At 66.1% G+C, this 21,139-nt stretch carries 13 protein-coding genes and 1 pseudogene; 8 read left to right on the forward strand and 6 right to left on the reverse strand.

All coding sequences use genetic code 11. From position 1 onward, the window contains the following. Positions 1-5: 5 nt before the first annotated feature. The 4 genes from hemH to purD are packed head-to-tail and all read right to left on the reverse strand — an operon-like array spanning position 6 to position 5,210. A complete protein-coding gene (gene hemH / locus AB5I39_RS10780) occupies positions 6-1,046 on the reverse strand; it encodes a ferrochelatase (protein WP_404366396.1) in 1,041 nt (346 codons plus the stop codon). Further along, positions 1,046-3,292: a molybdopterin cofactor-binding domain-containing protein gene (locus AB5I39_RS10785; RefSeq protein WP_404366399.1), complete on the reverse strand. Its 2,247-nt coding sequence runs from the start codon at positions 3,290-3,292 to the stop codon at positions 1,046-1,048. The genes hemH and AB5I39_RS10785 overlap by 1 nt, the downstream gene beginning before the upstream one ends. 46 nt (positions 3,293-3,338) lie before the next feature. Next, positions 3,339-3,905 (reverse strand): hypothetical protein, encoded by a 567-nt coding sequence (locus AB5I39_RS10790; protein WP_404366402.1) that lies wholly within the window; start codon positions 3,903-3,905, stop codon positions 3,339-3,341. Between the two features lie 39 nt (positions 3,906-3,944). Next, on the reverse strand, positions 3,945-5,210 hold the full coding sequence (gene purD, locus AB5I39_RS10795) for a phosphoribosylamine--glycine ligase (protein WP_404366405.1): 1,266 nt from the start codon (positions 5,208-5,210) through the stop codon (positions 3,945-3,947). Here purD and xseA point away from each other — a divergent pair. The 4 genes from xseA (at position 5,210) to AB5I39_RS10815 (ending at position 10,939) form a co-directional block, all read left to right on the forward strand. Beyond that, positions 5,210-6,604, forward strand: coding sequence for an exodeoxyribonuclease VII large subunit (xseA, locus tag AB5I39_RS10800; protein ID WP_404366408.1), 1,395 nt, complete (start codon positions 5,210-5,212; stop codon positions 6,602-6,604). The two genes, purD and xseA, sit on opposite strands and share 1 nt — an antisense overlap. 14 nt (positions 6,605-6,618) lie before the next feature. Further along, on the forward strand, positions 6,619-6,816 hold the full coding sequence (locus AB5I39_RS10805; RefSeq protein WP_404366411.1) for a DUF2093 domain-containing protein: 198 nt from the start codon (positions 6,619-6,621) through the stop codon (positions 6,814-6,816). Beyond that, the gene (locus AB5I39_RS10810; RefSeq protein ID WP_404366414.1) at positions 6,813-7,751 is read left to right on the forward strand and encodes a M23 family metallopeptidase; all 939 of its coding nucleotides are present in this window, start codon (positions 6,813-6,815) and stop codon (positions 7,749-7,751) included. Before AB5I39_RS10805 ends, AB5I39_RS10810 begins: the two co-directional genes overlap by 4 nt. Positions 7,752-7,975: 224 nt before the next feature. Next, positions 7,976-10,939 (forward strand): TonB-dependent receptor domain-containing protein, encoded by a 2,964-nt coding sequence (locus AB5I39_RS10815; RefSeq protein ID WP_404366416.1) that lies wholly within the window; start codon positions 7,976-7,978, stop codon positions 10,937-10,939. 67 nt (positions 10,940-11,006) lie between these two features. Here the strand turns inward: AB5I39_RS10815 and clpB are convergent, their stop codons facing one another. Beyond that, positions 11,007-13,586: an ATP-dependent chaperone ClpB gene (gene clpB / locus AB5I39_RS10820; RefSeq protein WP_404366419.1), complete on the reverse strand. Its 2,580-nt coding sequence runs from the start codon at positions 13,584-13,586 to the stop codon at positions 11,007-11,009. 143 nt (positions 13,587-13,729) lie between these two features. Here clpB and AB5I39_RS10825 point away from each other — a divergent pair, with 143 nt between their 5' ends. The 4 genes from AB5I39_RS10825 to AB5I39_RS10840 all read left to right on the forward strand — a co-directional run bounded on the left by AB5I39_RS10825 (position 13,730) and on the right by AB5I39_RS10840 (position 19,937). Continuing rightward, complete coding sequence (locus tag AB5I39_RS10825) at positions 13,730-15,865, forward strand: penicillin acylase family protein (RefSeq protein ID WP_404366422.1); 2,136 nt, start codon at positions 13,730-13,732, stop codon at positions 15,863-15,865. Positions 15,866-15,980: 115 nt separating this feature from the next. Then, on the forward strand, positions 15,981-18,794 hold the full coding sequence (locus AB5I39_RS10830) for a M16 family metallopeptidase (protein ID WP_404366425.1): 2,814 nt from the start codon (positions 15,981-15,983) through the stop codon (positions 18,792-18,794). A 24-nt stretch (positions 18,795-18,818) separates the two neighbouring features. Further along, complete coding sequence (locus tag AB5I39_RS10835) at positions 18,819-19,121, forward strand: hypothetical protein (protein WP_404366428.1); 303 nt, start codon at positions 18,819-18,821, stop codon at positions 19,119-19,121. Between the two features lie 108 nt (positions 19,122-19,229). Beyond that, positions 19,230-19,937, forward strand: a complete 708-nt coding sequence (locus tag AB5I39_RS10840; protein ID WP_404366431.1) for a DUF4163 domain-containing protein — start codon at positions 19,230-19,232, stop codon at positions 19,935-19,937. Positions 19,938-19,949: 12 nt separating this feature from the next. Here AB5I39_RS10840 and AB5I39_RS10845 read toward each other — a convergent pair. Next, positions 19,950-21,002: pseudogene (locus AB5I39_RS10845) on the reverse strand (5-(carboxyamino)imidazole ribonucleotide synthase); the annotation flags it as partial. Between the last annotated feature and the right edge of the window lie 137 nt (positions 21,003-21,139).

The following is a 21,139-nucleotide window of genomic DNA, read 5'->3' on the forward strand; positions in this document are numbered from 1 at the left end:
GTACGCTAGGCGGGGGCGACCCACCCTTCAAGTTCCCGCGCCAGTAAACCTTGTAACATACGAATGCCGACATCGCTGTCGTTGAGGCATGGGATGTAGGCGAAGTGCGTTCCGCCCTTTTCCTCGAAGCTCTCCTTGCCCCGAATCGCCAGCTCCTCCAGCGTTTCCAGGCAATCGGCGGAGAATCCGGGGGCAAAGATCGCGATCTTGGTGATGCCCTTTTCCGGCAGTTCTTCCAGCGTCGTATCGGTCGCCGGATCGAGCCATTTGGCGCGGCCGAAGCGCGACTGGAACGACACGATCAGCGGCTTGCCCAGCCGTTCGCCCAGCAAGCGTCCGGTCTTCTGGCAATGGCAGTGATAGGGATCGCCCAATTCGAGGGTACGCTGCGGCATACCGTGGAAGCTCGCGACGATCGCTTGCGGTTCGAAATCGAGCTTCGCCACTGCCGCCTCGATCGATTGGGCAAGCGCCTCGATATAGGCGGGATCGTCATAATAAGGCGGAAGCGTGCGAATCGCCGGCTGCCAGCGCATCTTGGCGAGCGTTTCGAACACCTTGTCATTGGCGGTCGCGGTCGTCGCGCCGCAATATTGCGGGTAAAGCGGCGCGATCAGGATGCGGTCGCACCCGGCGTCTTTCATCGCCTGCACGCGCTCCGGAATCGACGGCTTGCCGTACCGCATCGCCCAGTCGACCATCACATTGGGGCCGAACGCGCCCTGCAAAGCGGCATTCTGCGCCTTGGTGATCGCGGCGAGCGGCGACCCGTCGTCGCTCCACACCTGGGCATAGGCCTCGGCCGATTTGGCCGGGCGGGTGTTGAGGATGATGCCGCGCAAGATCGGCTGCCACAGAATCGCCGGGATTTCGACGACGCGGCGATCCGACAGGAATTCGAGCAGATAGCGCTTCACCGATTTCACGTCCGGCCCGTCGGGCGTGCCGAGATTGGTCAGCAGCACGCCGACTTTCCGCGCGCGGACCGGCGGATGCTCGGGCGGGAGCAGCTCGGGCGGGAGAGCAGGCGGCAGGACAGGCGGCATCAGACGGTTCCGGGAACGAGCGGCAGGGTCCGCAAGCGTCCCCCCGTAGCGGCTTGCAGCGCGTTGGCAATCGCTGGCGCAACCGGGGGCACGGCGAGTTCGCTCACCCCGCCCGGCTCCGCCTCGCTCGGGATCAGTTCGACGGTGATGTCGGGTGTGTCGGCGAGCCGGGGCAGGCCAAGCGCGCCGAAGCTGCGCGCCTGCGCCAGATTGGCCTTAAACCCGGTCGCACCGCCGATCGCCGCGGCCATGCCGAACAGCAATCCGCCCTCGATCTGCTGCTTGACCACGTCGGGATTGACCTGCCGCCCGCAATCGATCGCGGCGACGATGCGGTCGACGCTGACCGCTTGCCCCTCACCGACATGCGCCTCGACCAGCACGGCGATGTGGCTTCCTCGGAAGCTGTGGCAGGCGATGCCCTGGCCGCTGCCCGCGACGCCGCCCTCCCATCCGCCGAGCGAGGCCGCGGTCGACAGGCAGCGCGCCAGCCGCGCATCGCCGCCGAGCATCCCGATGCGGTAAGACAGCGGCTCCGTCCCCGCCAGATGCGCGAGTTCGTCGAGGAAACACTCGGTGAAGAAAGCGGTGTAGCTATGCGCGCCCGACCGCCAATGCCCGGTCGGCACGCCGATGTCGGCCACGTGATGGTCGATCGCAACGGCGGGAATGCGATACATCGGCCTGGCGCCACCAACGGCATAGGGATCGCCCGCGCCCGACAGCGACAGCGCGGTGCTGATCTGCCGATCCTGCGCGAACAGTCGGCGGGCCAGCTGTTGCCCGGTCGCTGGGGCCGCGATCTGCGCCCGCCACGCGAGGAGTTGCCCGTTCGATCCCAGTCGCGCGGTCATCCGCGCGCGCGCCGGGGGGCGGAAACGATCGTGCAGCGAATCCTCGGCGCGGCTCCACACCAATTGCACGGGCTGTTCAAGCGTCTTGGCGAGCACCGCCGCCTGGGCGACGCATTGCGTTTCCAGATTCGCGCCGAACGACCCGCCGATCAGCATCGGGTGGACCACCACGGCGTCCTCGCTGATCCCGATCGCGGCGGCGGCACTGCGTGCGAGACCGATCGCCTGGGTCGGCACCCACAGGTCGAGCCGGCCGCCACGGATTTGCGCGGTCGCGGTCATCGTTTCGATCGCAGCATGCGGCGCGAGGCCGACGTGGTACTCGGCAGTGACCAGCTTGGCGTCCTTGAACGCCGCGTCCACGTCCCCGACCTGCGCGATGCGCGTGCCGGGCGCGTCGAGCGCGGCCTTCAGCGCGGCCGCGATGCTGGCATCGTCCACCCGCCCACCGCGCGTTTCGAAGCGCGGGGCCATTGCGTCGAGCGCCCGGTTCGCCGCCCACCAAGTCGTGGCGACCGCGGCGACCCAGCGATCGTTGGTGACGACATGCCGCACGCCGACGATGCGGTCCGCGGCGGCGCGATCGACGCGCACCAGCTTGCTGTCGCCGACCGGCCCCTGGCGGATGCTGGCAAAGAGCATGTCGGGCAGGCGGATGTCGCCCGCGAAATTGGCCGACCCGTCAATTTTCGACGGTGCGTCGAGCCGGGGGACCGATTGGCCATAGAGCCGGTTGGTCGCATCGCCGCGCAAGGGGAGCGGATCGGGCAGGGGGCGGTCGCCGAAATCGCGCGCCGCCTCCGCCGCCAGTTCAGCGAAGCGCAGCTTGTTCCTGCCCTGCGTTACGAAGCCGTCCCCGGTCGCGCAGGTCTGCCAATCGACCTTCCAGCGTGCGGCGGCCGCCTTGCACAACAGGATGCGCGCCGCCGCCCCGGCCGCGCGCAACGGATCCTCGAAACTGCGCACCGAGCTCGATCCGCCAGTGAACATCAGGCCGCTGTCCACGCCATGACGATCGCGCCACGCCTTCATCAGCGCGTCGCCCCCATTTTCGAGCAGTTCTTCCGCGCCGAATGGGTTGGCGTAGAGTGGGTTAAGCGGGGCGGGTTCGACCGCGACGGTGCGCCAGTCCGCGCCAAGTTCGTCGGCGACGATCTGCGGTAGGGTGGTGTAGACGCCCTGGCCATGTTCGGCCTGCGGCACCGCGACCGCGACATGGCCGTCGTCGCCGATCTTGATCCACGCGTCGAACACCGTCTCGCCCTGATCTGCGGTCAGATTGGGCAGATATTTCCGCGGCCACAGGTTCCACGCCACGACCAGCCCGATCCCGGCGCCGCCGCCGATCAGCAGCGAACGGCGATCGATCCGGGGAAGCGAAGGCGCGGGCATTGCCTTGCTGTATCGCGGCTATGCAGGCGGCGAAAGGGGCGTGCGCCTATCCGCCCAATTTGCCGAACGCGGCCTCATATCCGGCCACGTCCCCGGCGGCGAGCAGCTTGGCCTGCTCGATCCAGCGATCGCGGGCCATGCGGCCCTGGAAGGTACCGAGCGTCGCGTCGAGCTCTGCCGCTTGCGCGGGCGTCAGCGCCGCGACCTGATCGACACGCGTGATGCCGCGTTCTGCGAGCGTGGCGGCGAGTTTCGGGCCGAGGCCCTTGATCCGGGTCAGTTCGGAAGCGCCGGAGTCCATGGCGGGGGCTGCGGGGGCAGCGACCACAGCAGCGGAGGCGTCCGGGGCGGGGGTGCGTTCAGTTGCTGCGTCGCTGACTGCCCCGTCGCTCGAAACCGTTGTCGGCACGGTGGTCGCGCCATGCGCCTCGGCAACTGCAAAGTCCTGAAGGACCTGTTCCTGCGCGGCCTTGCGCTGCCGCTTCAGCCGCATTCCCCACCAGATGCCGATGACGGTCAGCACCGCCAGCACCACGATCAGGATAAGGTGGGTGGTGGTGATCGATGCCATCATGTCGATCGCCTGATTCGGATTTTGCGGGCCGTCGGCCATGAAAATGCTCCTGTAAGTCCAGCCAGATAACGCTTTCGATCAGCTTGGGTCGCGCGCAATCTCACGCCAGCCGATGTCGTTGCGATAGAAGCCGCCGGTAAAGTCGATCGCGGTTAGCGCGCGGTACGCATCGGCCTGCGCATCGGCGATCGTCGGCCCGGTCGCGGTGACCGCGAGCACGCGCCCGCCTGCGGTAACGATCTGACCGTCTAGCGCGCGCGTTCCGGCCTGGAACACCGTCGCGCCCTTGGCTTCGGCGGCGGCGATTCCGTCGATCTGCGCCCCGGTCTCGGGCGTGCCGGGATAGCCCTTGGCGGCCATTACCACGGTAAGAGCTGCCTCTTTGCGCCATTTCGCCGGCCCGCGTTCGCCCAGCGTCCCCGTCGCCACCGCCAGCAGCACCTCCAGCAGATCCTCGTCCAGCCGCGCCATCAGCACCTGGCACTCCGGGTCGCCGAAGCGCGCGTTATATTCGATCAGCTTGGGGCCATCGGCGGTCAGCATCAGCCCGGCATAAAGCACGCCGGAAAAGGGCGTTCCCGCCGCCGCCATCGCGGCCACGGTCGGGCGCACGATCTCGTCGAGCGCGCGCGTCTCCAGTGCGGATGTCAGGACGCGCGCAGGGCTGTACGCGCCCATCCCGCCGGTGTTGGGTCCGGTATCGCCATCGCCGACACGCTTGTGATCCTGCGCGGTACCGAAGGGCAGGATGTCCTTGCCGTCGGTCAGCACGAACAGACTGACTTCCTCGCCCTCCAAGAATTGCTCGATCACTGCTTCGCCGCCGCGCGCGCCGAACAGGTCGGCGAGCGCCGCCTCGGCTTCCTCGCGTGTCATGGCGACGGTCACGCCCTTGCCCGCGGCGAGCCCATCGGCCTTGATAACCACCGGCGCGCCGAACTTGTCGAGCGCCGCGCGCGCCTCGGCACGGCTGGTGGCGTGGATATAGCCTGCGGTGGGAATACCCGCCGCATCGCAGATGCGCTTGGTGAAGGCCTTCGATCCCTCCAACTGCGCAGCGGCCTTATTCGGTCCGAACACCGCGATGCCCGCCGCGCGGAGACTGTCGCCCAAGCCGTCGACCAGCGGTGCCTCCGGCCCGATGACGACGAGTTCAATCGCCTTGTCTGCGCAAAACGCGGTCACCGCGGCATGGTCCGCCACGTCCAGCGCCACGATCTCGGCACGCGTCGCAATGCCCGGATTGCCGGGTGCCGCGAACAGAGTATTGAGGCGCGACGATTGCGCGAGCTTCCAGGCGAGCGCATGTTCGCGACCACCCGAACCGATCAGCAGGACATTCAATGGCGGACCCTCAAAGCGACGTGTTGTTCGATGCAGCAGCGCGCCTGCTAGCGGACAGCGCGCCCGACGACAACGCGGGTGCGCCCGTTAATTCGGTGATGGGCGTCGGCGAGCTTGCCAACAAGCTGAAGCGCGTGGTGGAGAACGAATTCGGCCATGTCCGCCTGCGCGGCGAGATTTCAGGCTATAAGCGCGTCGCCTCGGGCCATGCCTATCTGAGCCTGAAGGACGAAAACGCGGTCATCGACGGCGTGATTTGGAAGGGGAACGTCGCGCAATTGGGCTTCACCCCGCAGGACGGGGCGGAGGTGATCGCGACCGGCAAGGTGACCACGTATCCGGGGCGTTCCAAGTACCAGATCGTGATCGACCGCATGGAATTGGCGGGCGAGGGCGCGCTGATGGCGTTGCTCGAAAAGCTGAAGGCGAAACTGGCGGCGGAGGGGTTGTTCGCCGCCGCCGCCAAGAAGCGCCTGCCGTTCCTGCCGACACGGATTGGCGTCGTCACCTCGCCCACCGGCGCGGTGATCCGTGACATCCTCCACCGACTCGAGGATCGCTGCCCCAGCCATGTGCTGGTGTGGCCGGTCAAGGTGCAGGGTGCTGGCTCCGCCGCCGAAGTCGCCGCTGCGGTGCGCGGGTTCGATGCGATGCCGCCGGAAACGCGGCCCGACCTCGTCATCGTCGCGCGCGGCGGCGGCTCGATCGAGGATCTGTGGTCCTTCAACGAAGAAGTCGTCGTCCGCGCGATCGCGGCGTGCAGCATCCCGATCATCTCGGCGGTGGGCCACGAAACCGATACCACGCTCGCCGATTTTGCCGCCGATCTGCGCGCGCCCACGCCCACGGCCGCGGCGGAGATGGCGGTGCCTGTGCTCGCCGATCTGCGCCTCACGCTCGCCGGTTACGGGCAGCGTACCGAGAAATGCGCGCGGCGCTATCACCAGCGCGGGCGGGAGCGGCTGGACGCGCTGGTGCGCGTGCTGCCGCGGCGCGACGCGCTGCTCGGGCCGCAGCGGCAGCGTGCCGACGATCTCGGTGCGCGGCTCGACCGTGGGCTGGAACGGCGCGTTACGGTGGCGCGCGGGCAGCTCGACCGCTCAGGTGCGGCGCTGCGCCTGTCGACGCTGGAACGGCAGCTCGAGCGCGCGAAGGACCGCGTTGCGGCGACATGGCGGCTGGTCGAATCGCTCGGACCCAACGCGATTCTCGACCGCGGCTATGCCTTCGTCTCGGCGCGCTCCTCCGGCGCAGTGGTCGGATCGGCCGAGGCGGCGCGCGCTGCAGGCGCGGTCACGCTCCATTTCCGGGACGGGGAGGTGGACGCGAAGGTTGAGCGCAGCGGTCCCAAGGCATATGCTGCCCCCAAACCCGACCAGCCGATCCTATTGTAAGCGAGCCGCCCCTTATGCTGATGTCCAATACCGATCGCGCAGCGCGGCTTCATTTCATGGCGAACGGTTTTCGCGTGCTCAGCCCCGGCGATCACGTCGTGTGTGCGTCATCCGGCGCGCGCATTCCGCTCGACGACCTGCGCTATTGGAGCGTCGCGCGACAGGAGGCCTATGCCACGGCTGCGTTGGCAACGGCGGCGATGAGCGGATGAAGCGGCGCGGGGGGCGCTCGAAGACGATACGCTGGGCCATCGGCCTGATCGCGATGGTCGGGCTGGGCAGTTGCGAGACCGCGCCGGAGCGCCCGCAGGTCCAGCCGCTTCCCCCGACACCGGTCGAGCGCAAGCCAACCGTCCAGCCGCGCCAGGGGCCAGTGCGCGACAGTTTCAGCTATTCGGGATCGATGATTCAGGGCGGCGTCGTCATCGGCATCGCGCCGAGCGGCACGACGTTCCTCAACTTCAACGGCGCGGATGTCCCCGTCGCACGCGATGGCCGTTTCCTGATCGGCTTCGATCGCGATGCCGGGCCGACCGCAACGCTGATCGCGACGCGCGACGACGGTCGCCAGGTACGCGACACGCTGACCATCGCGCCGCGTGCGTGGGACGTGTCGCGGCTCAACAGCCTGCCCAAGATTCCGCTGCCCCAGCCCGAGTTCGAACGGCTGCGCCCTGCCGAACTCGCGCAGATCAACGCCGCGCGGCGGATCCAGTCCGATTCGCAAGGCTGGCGGCAGACCTTTCTGTGGCCGACGACGGGGCGGATCTCGACGCTGTTCGGGTCGCAGCGCATCTACAAGAATGGCGAGGCGGGATCGTATCATTCGGGTATCGACGTGGCCAAGCCGACCGGGTCGGTGATCCTCGCGCCTGCGGACGGCGTGGTGATCCTGGCGGCGGACCATCCCTTCACGCTGGAGGGCAATCTGTTGATGATCGATCACGGCGCGGGGCTGAACACCGCGTTCCTGCATCTCTCGCGCATCGACGTGCGCGTCGGGCAGCATGTCTCGCGCGGGCAACCGGTCGCCTTGTCGGGCATGACCGGGCGCGCGACCGGGCCGCATCTCCACTGGAGCCTGAAGTGGCGCGACGCCAAGATCGACCCCTTGCTCGTCGCCGGACCAATGCCGCGAAGCGAGTAAACCGTTCGTTTCGCGTGCGTTACCATTTGTTGCTATTCTGTTACAGGCTCATTCAAAAGTAGCAACAATAGCCGCACGCCCGCTTTACAGCGGCCCGAGGCGGACGCATCCAATCGCCATGTCTCGGGGGGCCGAGCATGTGTTGATGCGTCGGATCACGAGACTTGCCACTCCGTGGCGCACCGCTTGGGAAGGCGGTGCGCGCGTTACGCAAGGAACCATTTGTGACCCGAATTCCGTCTACGCTTCGTAAGCCATCCCTGCTGTCCGGCGCCGCCACGAGCGCGCTGTTGCTGTCGCTGAGCGCGGCGCCTGCCTTCGCGCAAACCACGCCGACCGCGCCTGCCGATGCCGCCACCCCCGGTTCGGCCGCGGTGCAGACGCAGGCCGCTCCGGCCGATGCGCAGGCCAATGCCGATAGCGGCCAGGACATCGTCGTCACCGGCACGATCTTCCGCCGCACCAACACCGAAACGCCGTCGCCCGTGTCGGTCATCACCGCCGCCAATATCGAAGCACGCGGCCTCAACAACACCGCCGACGTGATCCAGTCGATCTCGGCTGGCAACGGCGGCAGCGTTCCGCAGGGCTTCGGCAACGCGTTCGCTTCCGGCGCGCAAGGCGTTTCGCTGCGCGGCCTGTCGACTAACTCGACGCTTGTGCTGTTCGACGGTCTGCGTCCGGCTTACTATCCGCTCGCCGATGACGGCCAGCGCAGCTTCGTCGATCTGAACACCATTCCGGGCGCAATCATCGACCGGGTCGAGACGCTGCGCGACGGCGCGTCCTCGACCTATGGTGCCGACGCGGTTGGCGGGGTGGTCAACGTCATCCTGAAGAAGGAAATCCGTGGGATCAGCGGCAATGTCGAAGCCGGTGCGTCCGAGCGCGGCGATTCCGGGCAGCAGCGTGCGCGCCTGACCGTCGGCTATGGCAGCCTGGCCGATCAGGGTTTCAATTTCTACGTCAGCGGCGAATATCAGCATCAGAACGCGCTGTTCGCGAACCAGCGTGAATTCCCGTACAACACCAAGAACCTGTCCTCGATCCAGACCGGCGGCGGCTATACCGGAGCCAATGGCAACACCAACTTCTTCGCGCCGAACACGGCGTCGTCGAGCAGCACCACCGCAGCGGTGGTGCGTCCGGCGACCTATACCGCGGGCAACATCTTCAGCGGCGTGCCGATCGTCGGCGGCACCTACCAGGTGCTGCAGCAGGGCGGTTGCGCCGGTGCGGTCGAAACGAACATCGCGCACAGCAATGTGAACGGCCAGTATTGCGAACAGGATCTGGTCAATCGCTATGCGCAGATCCTGCCCGACCAGACCCGTTTCGGCGGCACGGCGCATCTGACCGCCAATATCGGTGCTAACGCACAGGCCTATCTGGTCGGCACTTTCTATGAGAGCATCATCCGCCAGGACCGCACGCCAAGCTCGCTGCGCTCGAACAACCCGGCCTATACCTATGGCCTGGTGCTGCCGGCGACATTGTCGAACGGGGCGCTCAACCCGCAGAACCCCTATGCCGCATCGGGCCAGGGCGCGCTGATCTTCTATCGCTTTGGGGACATCGCCTCGACGCTGAAGAACACCTCGAAGACGTATCGCATCGCGGGCGGCATCGACGGCAAGTTCGGCACCGATGGTGGCTGGGGCTATACGCTGCACGGCACCTACATGCGCACCGACCTGACGCAGGATCGCACCGGCAACATCAACATTGCCGGCCTGACCCAGGCGATCAACACCGGCGCGTACAACTTCGTCGATCCGACCCAGAATACGGCGGCAGTGCGGGCGCTGATTTCGCCGAACCAGCAGAGCAAGGCGCATTCGGAAACCGCCGAAGTGCAGGGCGTCGTGACGCACTCGTTCTTCGAACTGCCGGGTGGTCCGCTCAACGTTGGTGTCGGCGGCGAATTCCGTTACGAGAACATCTACGATCCGACGCCGAATCCGGGTTCGCAGTTCCTCGACATCAACGCCTTCTCGGCGATCGGGCATCGTTATGTCACGTCGGGCTTCTTCGAAATCAACGCGCCGGTGCTGAAGCAGCTCGAAGTCAACGTGTCGGGCCGGTACGATCACTATTCGACCGGATTCGGCCGCTTCTCGCCCAAGATCGGCGCGAAGTTCACCCCGATCCGCCAGCTGGCGATCCGCGGCACCTATTCGGAAGGCTTCCGCGCGCCGTCGATCCCGGAGACGAGCGGCAACGTCATCGGCTTCGTCAACTACACCCCGCCCAAGGCGACGCAGGACGCGCATGGCGGCAATTCCTATGTCGGCACGTACAGCCTGGGCCTGAACTCGGTCGGCAACCCGAACCTGAAGCCGGAAACCTCGCGCAGCTTCACGGCTGGCGCGGTGTTCCAGCCGGTGCGCTGGCTCAGCCTGACGGTGGATTACTACAACATCCACAAGAAGGACCTGATCTTCAATCCGGCGGACTCGACCTATGCCAACACCTATCTGAACGGCGGTACGCTGCCGGCTGGCATCACGGTCACGCCGAACCCGGTCGATCCGGCCTTCCCCGGCCTGCGTCCGACGCCTGCCTTCATCAACGCGGCCTATATCAACGGTCAGTCGTTGCAGACCTCGGGTATCGACGGTCAGATTTCGGCGAGCGTTCCGCTGGGCAACGGGATCAAGTTCACCTCGGCGCTCGAGGGCACGTTGATCCTGGAATATAAGGTCAACACCGGCGTCAACGGCGTGTACGACTATCTCGGTACGCTTGGGCCGTACAACACGACCTCGGCATCGGGCACGCCGCGGTGGCGCGCCAACTGGCAGAACACGGTGGAAGCAGGCCCCTATTCGTTGACCGCGACGACCTATTTCACCAGCGGGTACAAGGGCTATGCCGCCGACTATAACGGCGTCGGCAGCTGCGGACCGAACGACACGCCGGCCTCGACCTATCTCTACAATGGAGATGTGTCGCGGGTTGCGGGCAATGCGCTGCAGTGCACGGTCAAGCACTTCCTCAGCGTCGATCTGAACGGCACGGTGAAGGTGAACGACAAGTTCTCGTTCTACATGGTCGTGCAGAACCTGTTCGATGCCAAGGCACCGTTCGATCCGAACACCTATGGCGGCAACAACTACAACCCGGCCTGGGCCGCATCCGGCATCATCGGCCGCGCGTTCAAGGCAGGTGCCAACTTCAAGTTCTAAGCTTACCAAGCGAGGGCCTGGGAAGGGGCGGTTCCGGAAACGGAGCCGCCCCTTTCGTTTGGCACGCTCAGGCGACGCTGAGTTCCAGCTTGCCGTCACCCTCATCGACCTTGACCGTGCCGCCAGCGAGCACGTCGCCGCGCAGGATCAGGTCAGCGAGCGGGTCCTGCAGATAGCGCTGCACCGCGCGCTTCAACGGCCGCGCGCCGTACACCGGATCGTAGCCGACGCGGCCCAGCCACGTCCGCGCCGCATCGGTCAGCTCCAGTCCCACCTTCCGCTCCTCCAGCAGCTTGGCGATCCGCGCGACCTGGATGTCGACGATCGGCGCCATCTCCGCCTGGCCCAGCCGGTGGAACAGCACGATCTCGTCCAACCGGTTGAGGAATTCGGGGCGGAAATGCCCGCGCACGATTTCCATGACTTGCGGCTCGACGCTCGCCACATCTTCGCCATCGCCGAGCGTGGTCAGGATCTGACTGCCGAGGTTCGACGTCAGCACGATGATCGTGTTGGTGAAATCGACCGTGCGGCCTTGGCCGTCGGTCAACCGCCCGTCGTCGAGCACTTGCAGCAGGATGTTGAACACATCGCCGTGCGCCTTCTCGACCTCGTCGAACAGGATCACCTGATACGGCCGCCGCCGCACTGCCTCGGTCAGCACACCGCCTTCCTCATAGCCGACATAGCCGGGAGGCGCGCCGATCAGCCGCGCGACCGCATGCTTTTCCATGAACTCGCTCATGTCGATGCGGACCATCGCGGTCGGATCGTCGAACAGGAATTCGGCGAGCGCCTTGGTCAGCTCGGTCTTGCCGACGCCGGTTGGTCCCAGGAACAGGAACGAACCGAGCGGCCGGTTCGGGTCCTGCAACCCCGCACGCGCCCGCCGCACCGCGGTCGAAACCGCGCGGATCGCATTTTGCTGGCCGATCACGCGCTTGCCGATGGTCGCTTCCATCTGCAGCAATTTGTCGCGCTCGCCTTCCAGCATCCGCTCGACCGGGATGCCGGTCCAGCGGGCGACCACCCCGGCAATGTCCTCGGCGGTCACTTCCTCGCGCAGCATCGCGCCCTTGGTCGCGCCTGCGGCTGCGTCCAATTGCCGCTGCAAGTCTGGGATGCGTCCGTAGGACAGCTCGCCCGCCTTGGCGAGGTCGCCCGCCCGTTGTGCCTGTTCGAGTTCGAGCCGCGCGGCGTCGAGCTGTTCCTTCAGCTTCGCCTCGGCGGAGATCTTGTCCTTTTCCCCCTGCCAGCGCGTGGTCAGTTCGGCCGATTGCTGTTCCAGATTGGCAAGCTCGCCCTCCAGCGTGACCAGTCGGTCCTGCGATCCGGCATCGGTCTCGCGCTTCAACGCCTCGCGCTCGATCTTCAGCTGGATGATCCGCCGGTCGAGGATTTCGATTTCCTCGGGCTTGCTCTCCACCTCCATGCGAATGCGGCTGGCGGCCTCATCCATCAAGTCGATTGCTTTGTCGGGCAGGAAGCGGTCGGTGATGTAGCGATGCGACAAGGTCGCCGCCGACACGATCGCGGCATCGGTGATGCGCACGCCGTGGTGCAGTTCGTACTTCTCCTTCAACCCGCGCAGGATCGAGATCGTGTCGGGCACGGTCGGCTCGCCCACGAAGACCGGCTGGAAGCGGCGCTGGAGCGCTGCGTCCTTCTCGACATATTTGCGATATTCATCGAGCGTGGTCGCGCCGACGCAGTGCAGCTCGCCGCGCGCGAGTGCGGGCTTCAGCAGATTGCCCGCATCCATCGCGCCTTCGGTTTTGCCCGCGCCGATCAGCTGGTGCATCTCGTCGATGAACAGGATGATGTCGCCTTCGCCGGCCTTCACCTCGTCGAGCACGCCCTTCAGCCGCTCCTCGAATTCGCCGCGATACTTGGCACCCGCGATCAGGCTGCCCATGTCGAGCGACATCAGCTTCCGGTCCTTCAGCGTATCGGGCACGTCGCCATTGGCGATACGCAAGGCGAGGCCTTCGGCGATCGCGGTCTTGCCCACGCCGGGTTCGCCGATCAGCACCGGATTGTTCTTGGTGCGGCGCGCGAGGATCTGGATCGTGCGGCGGATTTCCTCGTCGCGGCCGATGACGGGGTCGAGCTTGCCGTCGCGCGCCGCCTGCGTCAGGTCGCGCGCGAATTTTTTCAGCGCGTCGAACTTGTCCTCCGCGCCTGCGCTGTCGGCGACGCGGCCCTGGCGGATCTGGTTGATCGCGGCGTTGAGCGCTTCGGGGGTGACGCCCGCGGTCTTCAATGCCTTGCCCGCCGCCGTATTGAGCGACAGAGCGAGCGCGACCAGCAACCGCTCGACCGTGACGAAGCTATCGCCTGCCTTGGTCGCGATCTGCTCGGCAGAATCGAGCACGCGCACTGCGTCATTGTCGAGGCCGGGCGTCGCTTGCGCACCGCCGCCGCTCACCGCCGGGATTTTGGACAGCGCGAGGTCAGTTTCGGAAAGCGCGCGCTTGGCATCTCCACCGGCGGCGGCGATCAGGCCAGAGGCCATGCCCTGCTCGTCCTCGAGCAACGCCTTCAGGATATGCTCTGGCGCAATCCGCTGATGGCTCATGCGGATCGCCACGGTTTGCGCGGATTGCAGGAAGCCCTTCGCGCGGTCGGTGAATTTTTCGATGTTCATGGTGTGCCCTGTCGGTGGTCGTGGTCCGAATATGGTGTGACTTATTTACAACACAAGAACCCACTCGTCATGCGCGCTTTATTCCGGCATCCACGCTGTCACGATCGCGCCAGACAGAATGTGCGACGCAGGAGAGCGAATCAATGGTGCGTAAGGTCCTGGCCGGATTGGCGTCTTTTGTCGTGCTGGGCACGATCGGCCTGGCGGTGTGGGAACCGCTGACCGCGACGGCCGCCGCACCGCCGCCCGAGCATCGCTACGACAGCGTCATCGCCCGCGACCGCTTCGGCGTACCGCATGTCTTCGGCAAGACCGATCCCGACGTCGCCTACGGCGTCGCCTATGCCCATGCCGAAGATGATTTCGCGACGTTGCAGGAGGCGGTCGCGATGGCGCGTGGGCGGCTTGGCGCGATGTCGGGAGCCGACGGCGCGAAGGTCGATTATGCGCTCGCGCTGCTCGGCGCGCGCGAAACGGCGCATCGCGATTACGACAAGCAACCCGCCGACGTGCGGGCGTTGCTCGATGCTTATGCGAGCGGCCTCAATGCCTACGCCCGCCGCCATCCGGGTGAGGTGCGCCTTGCCAAGCTGTTCCCGGCCAATGGCGAGGACATCGCCACCGGCTTCGTGCTCCGCACGCCCTTCTTTTTCGGGCTGGACCAGACGCTCGGCGCGCTGACCGGCGACAAGCCGTTGCCGCGCGAGGATGCCGGGGCAACCCCCGACAGCCCCGATCCCACCGCGCTGCCCGCGACGGGGGAAGCGGTGCCCAATGGCTCCAACGCCTTCGTCGTCGCGCCGAAGCGCTCGACCGATGGCTTCACGCGCGTTGTATCGAACTCGCATCAGCCCTGGGCCGGGCCGGTGGCCTGGTATGAACTGAGCGTGCAATCGGGCACTGGCTGGCATTTCTCGGGCGCGACTTTCCCCGGCGTGCCCTTCCCGGTGCTCGGGCATAACGAGCATCTCGGCTGGACCAATACCGTCAACCGGCCCGATCTGACCGACGTCTACAAACTCGTGCGCAATGCCGATGGCACGCAGTATCGCTTCGACGGAAAGTGGCTGCCACTCGAAGCCAAGCGCGTGTGGTTGAAGGTCGCGTTCGGGCCGTTCGTGCTGCCGATCCCGAAGATGGCGTATCGCGCGGTCCAGGGGCCGGTGGTGGTCAACAAGAGCGGCGCGTTCGCGATCCGCTATGCCGGGGCGGACCAGCTCCGCATGGTCGAGGAATATTACCGCCTGACGCGCGCACGGAACTTCGCCGAATGGCAAAAGGCGCTGGCGATTCAGGGCGTTCCGGCGACCAACTTCCTCTATGGCGATGCGCAGGGCAATATCGCCTATGTCTACAACGCCAGCTTCCCCAACCGGAAGCCAGGGTTTGATTACAAGCACGTCCTGCCCGGCGACACCTCGCGCGATCTTGCGGCGGGGACGGTGCCGTTCGCGATGGTGCCGAAGAATATCAATCCGGCCTCGGGCTACCTCGTCAACGCAAACAACACGCCGTTTCAGGCGGCTGGGGCGGGGTCGGAACTGAACCCGTCGGATTTTTCGCCGTTGCTCGGCATCGAGACCGACACCACCAATCGCGGCACGCGCGCAGTGGAGCTGATGGGGCAATATCCCTCGATCTCCGCGGCCGATCTGGAGCGGATCAAATATGATACCGCGGTCAGCCGCCTCAGCTGGGCGGCACGCTGGTATGGCGACGTGATGCGGATCGACCCCAAGGGCGATGCGCAGCTGGCGAGCGCGGTCGCGCTGCTCAAACGCTGGAACTGGGATTTCGACGGCAAGCACGCCGGGCAAGCGCTCGCCGCGATCCTGCTGCGCACGGGCCAGAAATGGCATTACCCGCGTCGCCCCGAACTCGACCCGCGCGATGCGCTGGCCAAGGCGGCGGCGTACTTGCAGACGCATTTCGGCACGCTCGATCCGCCGCTCGGCACCGTGCTCCGGCTGCGGCACGGAAAGGTGGATCTCCCGCTAGACGGTGCGCCCGACGTGCTGCGCGCCGCCTCGACCTGGACCGAGGCGGACGATTGGCGGCTGGTCGTCAACCATGGCGACAGCTTCGTGATGTTCATGGAGTGGGACAAAAAGGGCCGCGTCTCGTCGAGCTCGATCCAGCCGTACGGCGCCGCCACCACCCGACCGGAGTCGCCGCATTACAGCGACCAGGCCCCGCTGTTCGCCGCACACAAGACCAAGCCGGTCAATTTCTGGCGCGAGGACCTGCGGCGCAATGTCGAGCGGGTGTACCGGCCTTAACTCCTTCGTCGTGCAGCGGGGGAGGATTTGACAGGACAATTGCCTCCCCCAAACCCTGCGCTATAGTCCACCACCACAGTCACTTTATTCCCCTGCCGTCCCAAGAGGATCATCCATGACTTTCAAGCTGTTCGCGCTCTCCGGCGTTGCCTTGTCGACGCTTGCCATGCCTGCCTTCGCGCAAACCGCCGCGCCGAAGCCGGTGCCGGTCGCGGAGCTCGTGAAGCAGGTCGATATCCCGTACAGCGAGTTCCGCCTCGACAACGGCCTGCGCGTCATCGTCAACACCGATCGCAAGGCGCCCGTCGTCGCGGTGTCGGTGTGGTACAATGTCGGGTCGAAATTCGAACCCAAGGGCAAGACCGGCTTCGCGCATCTCTTCGAGCATCTGATGTTCAACGGCAGCGAGAATGCGCCGGGCGATTATTTCACCTACACCAAGCAGCTCGGCGCGACCGACCTCAACGGCACGACCTATTTCGACCGCACCAATTATTTCGAGACGGTGCCGACGCCCGCGCTGGAACGCACGCTGTTCCTGGAAAGCGATCGCATGGGCTATCTGCTCGGCGCGATTACGCCCGCCGTCGTCGATGAACAGCGCGGCGTCGTGCAGAACGAAAAGCGCCAGGGCGACAATCAGCCGTTCGGCCTGGTCGAATACAAGCAGGTCGAAACGCTGTTCCCGGCGGGCCACCCCTATGCGCACAGCACGATCGGATCGATGGCAGATCTCGATTCGGCCAGTGTCGAGGACGTGAAGAACTGGTTCCGCGGCCATTACGGCCCGAACAATGCCGTGCTCGTATTGTCGGGCGACATCGACGCCGCGACCGCCAAGACGCTCGTCACCAAATATTTCGGCGCGATCCCCAAGGGGCCGGAGAGCGTCGTCCCAGTCGCCAAAGTCCCCGATCTTCCCGCGCCGAAGGTCGAGACGATGAAGGACCGCGTGTCGAACACCCGCATCTACCGCATGTGGGCGGTGCCGGGCCTCAACGACAAGGATTCGGTGGCGCTCGACGTTGCGGCGGGCGTGCTCGGCGGCCTGTCGAGCAGCCGCCTCGACAATGCGCTGGTGCGCAAGGAAAAGCTCGCGGTGCGCGTGACCGCCAGCAATGACAGCTTCGCTCAGGTCGGCATGTTCTCGGTCTATGCAGATGTGCGCCCCGGCGTCGATCCGGCGCTGGTCGCAAAGCGGCTCGACGAGATCATCGCCGATCTGATCGCCAATGGCCCAACCGCTGATGAGGTGCAGCGCGTCGCGACGCAGAACGCGTCGGGCCGCATCGCGGGTCTCGAATTGGTCGGCGGCTTCGGCGGCAAGGCCGTCGCACTGGCCGAGGGCGCGCTCTATTCGAACGACCCCGGCTTCTACAAAAAGCAGCTTGCAACGCTCGCCGCGGAAACGCCTGCGCAGGTCAAGGCGGCCGCCGCCAAGTGGCTGACGCGCCCGGTCTACGCGCTGACCGTCGTGCCCGGCGCGCGCGACGCCTATGTCGAATCGACGCCGCCCGCCAAGGTCGCGACTGCGCCGGAGGCCCCGGTGAAGGGCACGCGCGGCGCGCTGCCGCCGGTCGGCACGATCTCCGACCTGGTCTTCCCGAAGGTCGAACATGCCAAGCTGAAGAATGGCATCGAACTCGTCTATGCCTATCGCAACGCCGTGCCGATCACGCAGGCGGTGATCAGCTTCGACGCGGGTGTCGCGGCCGACGTGCCGGGCAAGCTCGGTACGCAGCAGCTGACGCTCGACATGATGGACGAAGGCACGACGACGCGCGATTCGATCGCGATCGCCGAGGCGAAGGAGCGGCTGGGCGCGAACATCACGACCGGTTCCGGGCAGGACCGCACCACGATCGGCATGTTCACGCCGAGCGCCAATCTGGGCGGCTCACTCGAACTTTTCTCCGATATCGTGCGCCACCCGAAGTTCGATCCGGCCGAAGTGACGCGGTTGAAGAACCAGCAGGTTGCGCGGATTTCGGCCGAACTCACCAACCCGCAGGGCCTCGCCCAGCGCGTGCTGCCGAAGCTCGTTTATGGCGCGGCCTCGCCTTATGCCAAGGGCTTGGGCAGCGGCGATGCCAAGGCGGTCGCGCAACTGACCCGCGACGATCTGATCGCCTTCCAGCAGGCGTGGTTGCGCCCCGACAAGGCGAAGATCTTCGTCGTCAGCGATCGTCCGCTCGCTGAGATCAAGGCCGCGCTCGACACGCGCTTCGGCGACTGGACGCCGATGGGCGCACCGGGCACGAAGGATTTTACCGTGCCCTCCACGCCTGCGACGCCGAAGATCGTGCTGATCGACCGGCCGGATTCGCCGCAGTCGCTGATCATCGGCGCGGCACCCACATCGCTGGTCGGCACCGACGAACTACTCCCGCTTCTCGCGGCGAACGATTCGCTCGGCGGTGATTTCACCGCGCGGCTGAACATGGACCTGCGCGAGGCGAAGCATTGGTCATACGGCGTCAGCGGCAATTTCCGTCGCGCGCAATATCAGACGCCCTACATCATCGGCGCACCGGTGCAGGCCGACAAGACCGGCGAGTCGATCAAGGCGCTGCAAAGCGACGTGAAGGCGTTCCTCACCACCAATGGCGTCACCAAGGACGAATTCGACAGCACAGTCAGCGACGCGATCCGCTCGCTGCCCGGCAATTTCGAAACCGCGGGTGCGGTGCTCGGCGCGATGCAGCAGAACGATCTCTACAAGCGCCCCGACGATTATTATGCGTCGCTGCCGCAAAAATATCGTGCGCTCAGCGTAGCGCAGCTTGACGCTGCGGCACGCGCGGCAATCGACCCCGCCAAGTTCATTTGGGTGGTCGTGGGCGACGCGTCGAAGGTCCGCCCCCAGCTTGACAGCATCGGGTTGCCGGTTGAGGTGATGAGCGCCGCATCCGTCGCGGATGTGCGCTGAAGATTTGCGCTGAGGAGAGAGACAATGGCAGCAATCGACGGAGTTTGGGACACGGTCGTCAAGTCGCCGCTGGGCGACCAGAAGGCTGTGCTGACGGTCAAGACCGACGGCAATAGCTGGACCGGAAGCCAGGTCGGCGCACAGGGCACCGCAGAGATCACCGACGGCGTTGTCGATGGCGAGACGATCAAGTGGTCGATGTCGATCGTCGTGCCGATGCCGATGACGCTGACCTGCGAGGCGACTGCCAATGGCGATACGCTGACCGGTTCGGTCGGTGCAGGCGCCTTCGGCAGCTTCCCGATGACGGGCACGCGCCAGGCATAACGCCTTCGCCTTGGAAAGTGCATGAGGCTCGCTTCCGCAAGGGGGCGGGCCTTTTGCTTGACGGGAACGGGCAGGCAGACGACCCTGCCGCGCAACGGGAGAAGGACGATGCGGCTAGTGATTGGCAGTGTGGTGGCGTTTGCGCTCGGTGCGGCGGGGATCGCGCAGGCGGCGGAGACGACGCGGACCTACACCTTCGATTATGCCTATCCGGCGGCGGCGGGTCAGATTGCGCCGCTGCGTGCCTGGCTCGAAGCCGACAAGGCGCGGATGCGCGCGAAGCTCGCGGCCGATTCGGCTGCCGCCCGCGCGGACGCAAAGAAGGAAGGCTTCCCGTTCCGCAGCTACGACGCGTCAAAGACATGGAAGGTGGTGACCAGCACGCCGCGCTTTCTCAGTCTGTCCGGCGAAGTGTCGAGTTATAGCGGTGGCGCACATCCCAATAGCGGATCGCTGTCGCTGGTGTGGGACAAGAAGGTCGGGCGTCAGATCAAATCCTCGGACGTGTTCGTGTCGCCCGCCGTCATCCAGGCGACCTTCGGCACGGCGTGGTGCGCGGCGCTGAAGACGGAACGCGCGAAGCGGCTCGGCGCGGATGCGGGGCCGGACGATATCTTCAAATGCCCCAAGGTCAGTGACCTCACCCTCTTGCTGGGTTCGTCGAGCGGCAAGGCAATCAATCGAATCGGGCTGATCGCCGACCCTTACGTCGCCGGTTCCTATGCCGAAGGGGCGTATGAAATTACGCTGCCGGTGACCGCGGCGGTCCTGCGCGCGGTCAAACCCACCTATCGCGCCGATTTCGCCCTTCGGTAAGGCGTCCCCGCGTCATCGCCCCAGGCGCGTGACATGCCCCATCTTGCGGCCGGGGCGCGTTTCCTTGCCATAGAGGTGCAGATGCGCGCCGGGCTCGGCGAGGATCTCGGCCCAGCGATCGGCATCGTGACCGATCAGATTCTCCATCGCCACGCCCGGCGCGGTGAGGCCGGTGTCGCCGAGCGGCAGCCCGCAAATCGCGCGGATGTGATTCTCGAATTGCGAGGTGACCGCGCCCTCGATCGTCCAATGCCCGCTATTGTGGACGCGCGGGGCCATTTCGTTGAACACCGGGCCATCGGCGCTGGCGAAGAATTCGCACGCCAGTACCCCGACATAGCCCAATCGGTCGGCGATCCGCCCGGCGAGCGCCGCTGCCTCGCCCCAGCTTGCGGCGATCTCGGCGGGCGCGGGCAAGGTCGACCGCGCCAGCACGCCGTCGGTGTGCTCGTTCCACGGCGGCGGATAGCTGACCATCTGCCCGTCGCGCCCGCGCACCAGCAGAATCGAGAATTCGTGGCTGAAAGTGACGAACCCCTCGAGGATCGCAGGCCGCGCGCCGATCGCGTCCCATGCCGCCGCGACGTCTTCGGGCGCAGTGATGCGCACTTGCCCCTTGCCATCATAGCCAAGCCGGAGCGTTTTCAGGATCGCCGGACAGCCGATCTTGGCCACCGCCGCCTCCAGTTCGGCAAGCGTCTCGACCTTGGCCCACGGCGCGGTGCGGCCACCGAGTTCGCCGACGAACTGCTTTTCCTGCGCGCGATCCTGCGCGATGCCGAGGGCGGCGGGGGCGGGGTGAACCGCCACCTTGGCGGCGAGATAGACCACGGGATCGAGCGCGATATTCTCGAATTCATAGGTCACGACATCGGCGGCCGAGGCGAATTCGTCGAGCACGATGCGACTGTGATAATCGGCACGGGTGAAGCTCGTCGCGGTCTGCGCCGCCACCGCTTCCTCATCGGGGGCGAGCACGCGGGTGTTATAGCCGAGCTGCGCGGCGGCAACCGACAGCATCCGGCCGAGCTGCCCGCCGCCGAGGATGCCGATGGTGGAACCGGGGGAGGGGGGTCATCTGTGCTGCTCCGCTAACCAATCTTACTCCCCTCCCTGGAAGGGAGGGGCGGGGGTGGGTTGGTGTGGGGCGGGGCGGCGTTCAATACCGAACGAACCCACCCCCAACCCCTCCCTTCCAGGGA

The organism is Sphingomonas sp. MMS24-J45, assembly GCF_044881195.1.
GTDB lineage: Bacteria > Pseudomonadota > Alphaproteobacteria > Sphingomonadales > Sphingomonadaceae > Sphingomonas.

Excerpts from the sequence above, each read along its gene's own strand:
- hemH (WP_404366396.1), bottom strand. The coding sequence starts at position 1,046 with ATGCCGCCTGTCCTGCCGCCTGCTCTCCCGCCCGAGCTGCTCCCGCCC.
- clpB (WP_404366419.1), bottom strand. The coding sequence starts at position 13,586 with ATGAACATCGAAAAATTCACCGACCGCGCGAAGGGCTTCCTGCAATCC.
- AB5I39_RS10785 (WP_404366399.1), bottom strand. The coding sequence starts at position 3,292 with ATGCCCGCGCCTTCGCTTCCCCGGATCGATCGCCGTTCGCTGCTGATC.
- AB5I39_RS10790 (WP_404366402.1), bottom strand. The coding sequence starts at position 3,905 with ATGGCCGACGGCCCGCAAAATCCGAATCAGGCGATCGACATGATGGCA.
- AB5I39_RS10810 (WP_404366414.1), top strand. The coding sequence starts at position 6,813 with ATGAAGCGGCGCGGGGGGCGCTCGAAGACGATACGCTGGGCCATCGGC.
- AB5I39_RS10825 (WP_404366422.1), top strand. The coding sequence starts at position 13,730 with ATGGTGCGTAAGGTCCTGGCCGGATTGGCGTCTTTTGTCGTGCTGGGC.
- AB5I39_RS10805 (WP_404366411.1), top strand. The coding sequence starts at position 6,619 with ATGCTGATGTCCAATACCGATCGCGCAGCGCGGCTTCATTTCATGGCG.
- AB5I39_RS10840 (WP_404366431.1), top strand. The coding sequence starts at position 19,230 with ATGCGGCTAGTGATTGGCAGTGTGGTGGCGTTTGCGCTCGGTGCGGCG.
- AB5I39_RS10835 (WP_404366428.1), top strand. The coding sequence starts at position 18,819 with ATGGCAGCAATCGACGGAGTTTGGGACACGGTCGTCAAGTCGCCGCTG.
- AB5I39_RS10830 (WP_404366425.1), top strand. The coding sequence starts at position 15,981 with ATGACTTTCAAGCTGTTCGCGCTCTCCGGCGTTGCCTTGTCGACGCTT.
- xseA (WP_404366408.1), top strand. The coding sequence starts at position 5,210 with ATGGCGGACCCTCAAAGCGACGTGTTGTTCGATGCAGCAGCGCGCCTG.